Genomic DNA, 8585 nt, shown 5'->3' on the forward strand with positions numbered 1-8585 from the left:
GGCGGTGAGCCGCTCGATGCTCAAGGCCCGCAGCGGCCGGATCATCAACATCACCTCGGTGGTAGGCCTGATGGGCAACCCGGGCCAGGCCAACTACAGCGCCGCCAAGGCCGGTGTGATCGGCCTCACCCGCAGCAGTGCCGCCGAGTTCGCCAGCCGCGGCGTCACCGTGAATGCCGTGGCTCCCGGCTTTATCGAGAGCGACATGACCGCGGAACTCGACAAGGAGCCGATCCTCAAGGCCATCCCCCTCGGCCGCATGGGGCAACCCTCTGAGGTGGCCAGCGCCGTGCGTTTCCTGGCCGGTGATCCCGCCGCTGCCTATATGACCGGCCAGGTGCTGCAGGTGGATGGCGGCATGGTGATGCGCTGAGCGGTCAGCTGCTGGGCTGCACCGGCTGAGCCAACTCCTCTCTGAGCCTCCGGATCTTCTGCAGCAAGCGCAAGCGGCGGCTGCGGGTGGTGATCGTGAGGAAGAGCCGCAGCGGGATATAGATCAGGGCCATTCCCAGGCCCAACCCCACCACCACCAGAAAAGCAATCACGTTGCTGCCGGTGCTCGGGTCGGCCAGTACGTCAGTGAGCGGGCCATTGAGGCTCTCCGCTAGGGCGTCGCTGAAGCTCTCCTCCATGGAGCGAACCCTATCGACCATCGGGCGGGAGCGCATCGCTGCAGCCGCACCGATTCGGCTTTCCCCACAAGCCAGACGCCACCTCGGCATGGGAGCCTTTGGCCATTGCCTGCTCATAGCCCCGCGATGGCCAAGCTGCTCTCCTTCTCCGATGCCTCCCGCGCCTCCCTGGAGCGGGGCGTGAATGCCCTCGCCGATGCGGTGAAGGTCACCATCGGTCCGAAGGGCCGCAACGTTGTGCTGGAGAAGAAATTCGGCGCGCCCGATGTGGTGAACGACGGCGTCACCATCGCCAAGGAAATCGAACTGGAGGATCCGTTCGAAAACATCGGCGCCAAGCTGCTGCTGCAGGTGGCCACCAAAACCAAGGACAAGGCCGGTGATGGCACCACCACCGCCACCGTTCTGGCCCAGGCCATGGCCCGCGAAGGCCTGCGCAACGTGGCTGCCGGCGCCAGCCCTGTGAACCTGCGCCGCGGCATGGACAAAGCCGTGGCTCAAGTGGTGCGTGGCATCGAAACACGCTCTAGCGCCGTGGCTGGCGACGCCATCCGTCAGGTGGCCACCGTGAGCTCCGGTGGCGATGAAGAGGTCGGCCGCATGGTGAGCGAGGCCATGGACAAGGTGAGCGCCGACGGCGTGATCACCGTGGAAGAAAGCAAGAGCCTGGCCACCGAACTGGAGATCACCGAAGGCATGGCCTTCGATCGCGGCTACAGCTCCCCTTATTTCGTCACCGACGGCGACCGCCGCGTGTGCGAATTCGAGGGTGCGCTGCTGCTCGTGACCGATCGCAAGATCAGCGCCATCAATGACCTGGTGCCAGTGCTGGAGGCCGTGTCTCGCGCCGGCAAGCCGCTGGTGATCCTGGCGGAGGAAGTGGATGGCGAAGCCCTTGCCACTCTGGTGGTGAACAAGAACCGCGGCGTGCTGCAGGTGGCCGCTGTGCGCGCTCCGGGCTTCGGCGATCGCCGCAAGGCGATGTTGCAGGACATCGCCATCCTCACCGGCGCCAACCTGGTGAGCGAAGACCGGGCGATGACCCTCGACAAGGTGACCCTTGAAGATCTGGGCAGCGTGCGCCGGATCACCATCAGCAAGGACGAGACCACGATCGTGGCCACTGGTGATCACCAGGCCGCTGTGCGTGATCGCGTTGCCGCCATCAAACGCGAACTCGACAACACCGAATCCGAGTACGACCGCGAAAAGCTCACCGAGCGCGTGGCCAAGCTGGCCGGCGGTGTGGCGGTGATCAAGGTAGGCGCTCCCACTGAAACCGAGCTGCGCAATCGCAAGCTGCGCATTGAGGATGCGCTCAACGCCACCCGCGCCGCCGTGGAAGAAGGCATCGTGGCCGGCGGTGGCAGCACCCTGGTGCAACTGGCCTCTGAACTCGATGGCCTGGCTGCCGGCCTGAGCGGCGATGAGCGCACCGGCGTGGAGATCGTGCAGCGCGCCCTGGCCGCCCCCCTGCATCAGATCGCCGCCAACGCCGGCTTCGACGCGAACGTGGTGGCCGATGAAGTGCGCCGCAGCGGCAAGGGCTTCAACGCCGCCACCGGCATCTACGAAGATCTGCTGGCCGCCGGCATCCTCGATGCCGCCAAGGTGGTACGCCTAGCGCTGCAAGATGCCGTGTCGATCGCGGGTCTGCTGCTCACCACCGAGGCGGTCATCGCCGATAAGCCCGAGCCTCCCGCTCCGGCTGCCCCCGGCGGCGACATGGGTGGCATGGGCGGCATGGGGATGCCCGGGATGATGTGATCCCGCCGCCTGCTTACAGCGCCCGCACCAAGCGGGCGTGAATGCGGCACACGGCCAGGGCTTCACGGGGCGGATCCGAGCAGAGCCGCCCCAACTCCCGATTCAGGGCCTGCAGTTCACCCACGGGCAGACCTGCCACCGGCGCCACCATCAACAGCCCACCGAGCGCCAGGGGCAGCATGGCGTGCATGGGCAGGGAGGCCATCAACACCTCCTTCAAGACGCTTGAGACTCACTCAGTGTGCGCGCTGAGGGCTGGCACGCCCCACAAACTTCAAAAAGCTTCCAAAGCGCGCCGGTAGGCAGCCACCTGCAGGTCAACTCCGGTGATGGCAGTACCCACCACCACGGCATCGGCACCGAGGCTGCGAGCTTGCAGCGCCTGCTCGGCGCTGGCGATGCCGCCTTCGCAGATCAGCAGCGTGCCTGCCGGCAGCTCACGCCGCAGCTCCGGAACAAGATCCCAGGCAGGAGGCCGTAGGGCTGATGTGGCCTCGGTGTAGCCGTAGAGGGTGGTGCCCACCCACTGGCAGCCCAGAGCCGCCGCCTGAACACCATTGGCGAGGCTGTCGACATCCGCCATCAGCACAGCTCCGAGATCAGCGCGAGCACGCTGCACCAGCTCCGAAAGCACAGCGCCATCCGGCCGGATCCGCTCTGTGGCATCGAGGGCGATCACATCAGCACCGGCAGCCCACACCGCCTGAATCTCCTGCCAACCCGGTGTGATGTACACGGGGCTATCAGGGTAAGTGCGCTTCCACAGACCCACAATCAGAGCCTCTGGGCAGCGGCGCCGCACCGCACCGATGTGCTCAGGGCTCTCCAGGCGCACCCCAACGGCACCATTGTTGAGGCAGGCCTCCGCCATGGCGGCAATCACCTCGTTGTGGCGCATGGGCGATCCTTCCGGGGCCTGCACCGACACGATCAATCCACCCTGCAACTGGGCGCGCTCAGGCAGCACGGCGCTCCTCCCGATCGGGCAGCCAGGCGCGCAGCTGCACCACCGCTGGATGGCTGGGGGCTGGTGCCGGGCGGCTCGCACTCACACGTAGCAACTGCTGCGGCTCGGGCATTTCCGCCACCGCAACAACCGGGGAAGGAGCTTGAACAGGCTCTGGAATGGCGTGGCTCTGCTGCGCCTGCCACCAGGCCCACCCCTCCGGATCAGCCGCAGCCAGCTCCACGCTGAGGGCCTGAACCTGATTCACACCCTGGCGGTGCACCCACTGGCCAATCAGCCGCTCAAACGACTGAGCGTCACGGGCAGCCAAGGCAGTCTGCAAAGCCTGAACGTGCGCCTGCCGGCGAGCCCAGGGCGAAGGAACAGAGAGAGGTCGAGAAGCCACAGAAGAGGATCAGGCGAGCTTGCGATCCAGCAGCGGGCGGATCAACAGGAACAGACCCAGTGCCAAGGCAGCCAGCACCCCAAGACAGGCCGCTGCACTGAGCTGTCCATAGGGAGCAACCAGCACCACAGCTGACAGGGAGAACTGGCCGGCGTAGGCGGCACGAATCGGTTCAATCGCGAAGGTAAGGGGATTCAGGGCCGCAAGCCAGCCCAGCCAGGTGGGCATGAACGAAATCGGGGCCAGCGCCGTGCTGGCAAACAGCAGCGGCAGGTTGGCCACGAAGATCACCGCGATCAACTCGATGTGGCCCGGTAGAGCAAAGGCCAGACCCAGGCTGAGGCCGGTCACGGCAAACACCAACAGCAGCAGCGTGACCAGCACCAACAACAGGCCCGACCCGCCCGGCCAGCCATAACCCAACGCCCAGGCGGTAGCCATGATCGCCACGCTCTGCACCAGGCTCAAGGCCGTGATGTAGAGCACGGAAGCCAGAACGATTGAGCTGCGGGACCTCAATGGCGCCACCAGCAGACGGTTGAGAAAGCCGAATTCGCGATCGAACATCACCGGCAGCCCTGCGTTGAGAGCAGCGCTGAACGCGGTGAACACGATCACACCGGCACCGAGGAAGCGGCCGTAGCTCATGCCATCGGGCAGCAGTCCCTCAGGTGCGTTGGCGAACAGGGCGCCGAACAGCACCAGCCAGATCAACGGTTGCAGCACCCCAGCCACCAGGGTGGAGGGGCGGCGAGCTAGCTGCAGGAAGAGCCGGCGGGTGAGCGCCAAGGTTTCCTGCACGAGTTCCGCGCTGGCGGAACGCTGGGGAGGCGTGGCAGCCGGAGCGTTGATCAGGGAGGGAGCGGCGCTGGTCATCGCGGCTGAAGTGGAAACAACGACGGAAGAGAGAACGAGTCGCGGTCAGCGCATCGATTGCTTGCGCTCAGCCTTTGGATCGCGGCTGCCAGCCACCGCCAGCTCCGCATCCATCAGGGTGCGGCCGGTGGCCTGCAGATACACATCATCCAGGCTGGGGCGGCTCTGGGCCAGGGCAAACACGGGCAGCTGCGCTTCCGCCAGCTGCCGGCGCAGCTGCTCCACCACCCCGTCGTGCTCCACCACCAGGTTGAGCGAGTAGCCCTGGGCGCGGTTCACCACCACCTGCCGTACACCAGGGCAGCGCTGCAGCAACTCCTGCACCTGCAGGGCTTCGGGTTCATCGCTGAATTCGCGCACCCGCAGCGTCACCCGATCACCCCCCAAGGCCGCCTTCAGCTCAGAAGGCTTGCCAGCGGCAATGACCCGACCGCCCTCAATGATCGCGAGCTGATCGGCTAGGGCATCCACCTCTTCGAGGTAGTGGCTGCTGAGCAGCACCGTGGTGCCCTGATCGCGCAATTGGCGCAGCACCTGCCAGATGGCGCCGCGGCTTTCAATATCCAGACCCACCGTGGGTTCATCCAGTACCAACACCTGGGGCCGGTGCAGCAGGCCGGATGCGAGATCCAACCGGCGACGCATGCCGCCGGAATAAGTGCCGCTGCGGCGGTCAATCCACTGCTCCATTGCCAAAAGCCCAATCAGCTCAGCAATGCGCTGATCGCGATCAGTTCGGCTCAGGTGGTAGAGATCGCCCTGAAGCTGCAGTAATTCGCGGCCGCTGAGGATCTTGTCGAGGGCCACTTCCTGGGCCACATATCCGAGGCGCTCGCGCACGCCGCGGGGATCCTTCAGGGCATCCACGCCCGCAACGCTCACACTGCCGCTGCACGGTGCCAACAGGGTGGCGAGGATGCGCAGGCTGGTGGTTTTACCCGCGCCGTTGGGGCCGAGCAAGCCGAACAGGCTGCCCGCCGGCACGCTCAGGTTGAGCCCATCGAGCGCCACCACAGCCCGATCGCCCTTGCCGTAGCGCTTGCTCACATTGCGGAGCTCGATCACCCCTTCTGGCATCCCATCCGCCAAGCGTTCAGGCTCCCCGTGACCAGTGGAGAAGCCAATCTAGAAAGGTCAGGCAGCCACAGCCGCAGCCAGGGTGAAACCTGCCTTGCCGGACCCGGCCAGAGCCAGCAGATCCCAACCCTGGGAGCTCAGCACTGCGCCGGCAGTCATGCGAGCCAGCAGCAGCAGCAGGCAAATCCCAAAGAGGTAGAGGATCGACCAGCGAAACAGGCCACGGGCGCGCTGCACGTCATCGGGATCTTGATGGAGGCGCCAAGCCATTTGAATGAGGCGCGCATTGAAAGGCAGCAGCAGAAGGCCGTACAAGAGCCCTCCGCTGGGCAGAGCCCAAACCCCCAGCAAGCTGAGCGCCACGGTGAGAGCGGCGTAGACGCTGATGCCCCGTGCCGTGGCAGCATTGCCCTTCACCACCGGCAGCATCGGAATGCCGACGGCGCGGTAGTCGTCGCGTAACAACAGGGCCAGGGCCCAGAAGTGGGCCGGAGTCCACACCATCACCAGGGCGAACAGCCACCAGCTACTGAGGCCCAGGTGCCCCGTGGCCGCCGCTGCACCAACCAGGGGCGGGATGGCACCGGCGACACCACCGATCACGATGTTTTGCGGGGTGCGCGGCTTGAGCAGCACGGTGTAGAGCAACACATAGCTGCAAAGGCCGAGCAGCGCCAGGCTGGCGGCCAGGCAGTTCACCCCACCCACCAGCAGGGTGGATGCCGTGAGCGCCAGAGCTACGGCGATGGCAAAAGCAGTACCCATCGAGAGACGCCCCGAGGGCAACGCCCGCGAGCTGGTGCGCTGCATGCGGCCATCGAGCTCCTGCTCCCAGAGGCAGTTGAGAACACCAGCAGCGGCAGCCGCCAGCGCGCCACCGCCAAGGGTGCAGGCCAGCCGCAGGGGAGGCAGCGGCCAACCGTCAGAAAGAGCCATTCCCCCGAGGGTGGTGGCCAGCAGCAGCGGAATCAGCCGCGGCTTGGCGATCTCCAGCCAAGCCGGCAGCTTCACCTTGGCCCGGGAGGGAACGGCCTGTTCACGGGTCAGACCCGTTGCAACAGCAGGAGCACTAACCACGAGACACCTCCAAGCAAACGGGCTCAAGCAGGCTGCGGCTGAACCAGGCGGCGAGCACCGCCACAAGGAATGCCGCCATCAATTGGTGCGCCACGGTGACAGCAGGCACCGCCAGGGTGAGGCGCAGGCTCATCACCCCCAACGCCACCTGAGACATCACCGCAACAGCCGCCAGGGCGGCCAGCACACGCTCAGGTTGGCGCCGCCAAAGACTCCAGGCGGCAGCAGCGAGCACGGCAGCGGCCACTGGCCTGGCGCCGAGGCGATGGGCCAGCAGCCAACCGCATCCCTCACCCGAGCTCAGGCAACGGCCGGCAGCCCACTGAGTAGCCATCAATCCCCCAAGCAGGCACTGGCCTAGGGCCAGCAGGGCCACCACGCCGATCACCCAGGACCAGAGACGATCCAATGAAAAACGGCTCCCTTGAGGAGCTCTGGCGGAGGTGGATGGCTCCAGCAGAACCTGCGTGCAGGCGCTGAGCAGCGCCACCAGCAGCAATGCCGTGACCAGGTGAGCCGTCACCACGGAAAACGGCAACAGCAGGGTCACCGTGAGGGCGCCAAGGCCGCCCTGCACGGCGACCAGCAGCAGAGCACTGCCCGAGAGCCAGGGCACCGCGCGAGGCAGCGCATGGCGCCACCAGGTGCTTAGTGCTGCCTGCACCAGCAGCCCAATGCCCACCACAAAGGCATCCAGGCGGTGGAACCACTCCAGGAACACCTGAAGATTCATCTGCCGCCCTGGCAAAAGCGAGCCATAACAAAGGGGCCAATCCGGACACGCCAGCCCCGCTTCCATCACCCGGGTGGCGCCACCAATGCCCACCAGAGCGATGAGCGCCACCAGAAGGTGGGCGCTGAGCGCAGCGAGCGCGGCACGGCGACCGATTGGCGGCGTAAGAGTGATGGCCGTCATCGGGCTACAGCAACCGCGAGTGGGCTGAAACTAACCAGGGCAACAGGCGGCCACACGATTGCATCAGTCCACGTTGCAATCGGTGTTCAATCCCTCACCGGAGCCGGTCCGATTGCTGCAAAGGTCAACGGCGGCAGGTCAGCCCCGGAGATTGTCCATAGGGTTGGGCATTCGAACCCGCAGCTATGCGGATCCCTCCCACCATCCTCACGCTGCTGGCCGGCATGGCCCTCGTGCTCTTCGGGCTGTGGGTGGGTCAGAACGTGAATCTTTTGCCCGTTGATGCCAGCGCCAATGCGCCGGTATACGACGAGCTCTTCCGCGTCCTGTTCAGCATCGGCTCGATCCTCTTCATCGGGATCCTGGGCCTGATCCTTTACAGCCTGGTGCGCTTTCGTCGCCGCGCCGGAGAAAGCGGCGATGGAGCGGCGATCGAAGGCAATCTGCCGCTGGAAATTCTCTGGACAGCGATCCCGGCCGTAGTCGTGCTGTTTGTGGGGATCTACAGCTACGACATCTATGACCGCATGGGCGGCATGACACCGCTCAACGACCACAGTATGCACGGCATGCAGCACAGCGAAGAGCGCACCTGGGGAGGCATCAGTCCCGTGGCACTGAAATCCGATGAAGCCATCACCCCACTACCCGTGGATGTGACAGCCATGCAATTTGCCTTCATCTTCCACTACCCCGATTCCGACATCACCAGCGGAGAACTGCATGTACCTGTGGGACAACCCATCGCCCTGCAGATGAAGGCTCTCGATGTGATCCATGCCTTCTGGGTGCCGCAATTTCGGCTCAAACAAGATGTGATTCCGGGTCAACCCACCCTGCTGAGCTTTACCCCCACCCGAGCGGGCCAATACCCAATTGTGTGCGCGG

Annotated in this window: 11 protein-coding genes; 3 read left to right on the plus strand and 8 right to left on the minus strand. The window is 65.4% G+C overall.

What is annotated here, in order from left to right; genetic code table 11:
- Window positions 1-373 (plus strand): SDR family oxidoreductase (locus ACIQ2E_RS09635; RefSeq protein WP_398329511.1); only part of this gene is annotated, 373 nt, incomplete at its 5' end.
- 4 nt (window positions 374-377) lie between these two features.
- Here ACIQ2E_RS09635 and ACIQ2E_RS09640 read toward each other — a convergent pair.
- Complete coding sequence (locus ACIQ2E_RS09640) at window positions 378-653, minus strand: hypothetical protein (RefSeq protein ID WP_398329514.1); 276 nt, start codon at window positions 651-653, stop codon at window positions 378-380.
- A 105-nt stretch (window positions 654-758) separates the two neighbouring features.
- Here ACIQ2E_RS09640 and groL point away from each other — a divergent pair, with 105 nt between their 5' ends.
- Window positions 759-2399, plus strand: a complete 1641-nt coding sequence (gene groL / locus ACIQ2E_RS09645) for a chaperonin GroEL (RefSeq protein WP_398329516.1) — start codon at window positions 759-761, stop codon at window positions 2397-2399.
- A gap of 13 nt (window positions 2400-2412) precedes the next feature.
- On the opposite strand, the gene ACIQ2E_RS09650 is transcribed toward groL, so the two are convergent.
- The 7 genes from ACIQ2E_RS09650 to ACIQ2E_RS09680 form a co-directional block, all read right to left on the minus strand.
- The gene (locus tag ACIQ2E_RS09650) at window positions 2413-2604 is read right to left on the minus strand and encodes a hypothetical protein (protein ID WP_398329539.1); all 192 of its coding nucleotides are present in this window, start codon (window positions 2602-2604) and stop codon (window positions 2413-2415) included.
- Between the two features lie 69 nt (window positions 2605-2673).
- A complete protein-coding gene (locus ACIQ2E_RS09655; protein ID WP_398329519.1) occupies window positions 2674-3366 on the minus strand; it encodes an N-acetylmannosamine-6-phosphate 2-epimerase in 693 nt (230 codons plus the stop codon).
- The gene (locus ACIQ2E_RS09660; RefSeq protein ID WP_398329522.1) at window positions 3356-3676 is read right to left on the minus strand and encodes a hypothetical protein; all 321 of its coding nucleotides are present in this window, start codon (window positions 3674-3676) and stop codon (window positions 3356-3358) included. The genes ACIQ2E_RS09655 and ACIQ2E_RS09660 overlap by 11 nt, the downstream gene beginning before the upstream one ends.
- Before the next feature lie 84 nt (window positions 3677-3760).
- Window positions 3761-4627 (minus strand): ABC transporter permease, encoded by an 867-nt coding sequence (locus ACIQ2E_RS09665; RefSeq protein WP_398329525.1) that lies wholly within the window; start codon window positions 4625-4627, stop codon window positions 3761-3763.
- A 45-nt stretch (window positions 4628-4672) separates the two neighbouring features.
- Entirely contained in the window at window positions 4673-5704 is a 1032-nt protein-coding gene (locus ACIQ2E_RS09670; RefSeq protein WP_398329528.1) for an ATP-binding cassette domain-containing protein, read from the minus strand.
- Window positions 5705-5761: 57 nt separating this feature from the next.
- Window positions 5762-6781 (minus strand): heme o synthase, encoded by a 1020-nt coding sequence (locus ACIQ2E_RS09675; protein WP_398329531.1) that lies wholly within the window; start codon window positions 6779-6781, stop codon window positions 5762-5764.
- Window positions 6774-7697 (minus strand): heme A synthase, encoded by a 924-nt coding sequence (locus tag ACIQ2E_RS09680; protein ID WP_398329534.1) that lies wholly within the window; start codon window positions 7695-7697, stop codon window positions 6774-6776. The genes ACIQ2E_RS09675 and ACIQ2E_RS09680 overlap by 8 nt, the downstream gene beginning before the upstream one ends.
- Window positions 7698-7882: 185 nt before the next feature.
- Here ACIQ2E_RS09680 and ACIQ2E_RS09685 point away from each other — a divergent pair.
- A partial coding sequence (locus tag ACIQ2E_RS09685; RefSeq protein ID WP_398329537.1) for a cytochrome c oxidase subunit II occupies window positions 7883-8585 on the plus strand: 703 nt, incomplete at its 3' end.

Source organism: Vulcanococcus sp., from assembly GCF_044369115.1.
Classification (GTDB): domain Bacteria; phylum Cyanobacteriota; class Cyanobacteriia; order PCC-6307; family Cyanobiaceae; genus Vulcanococcus.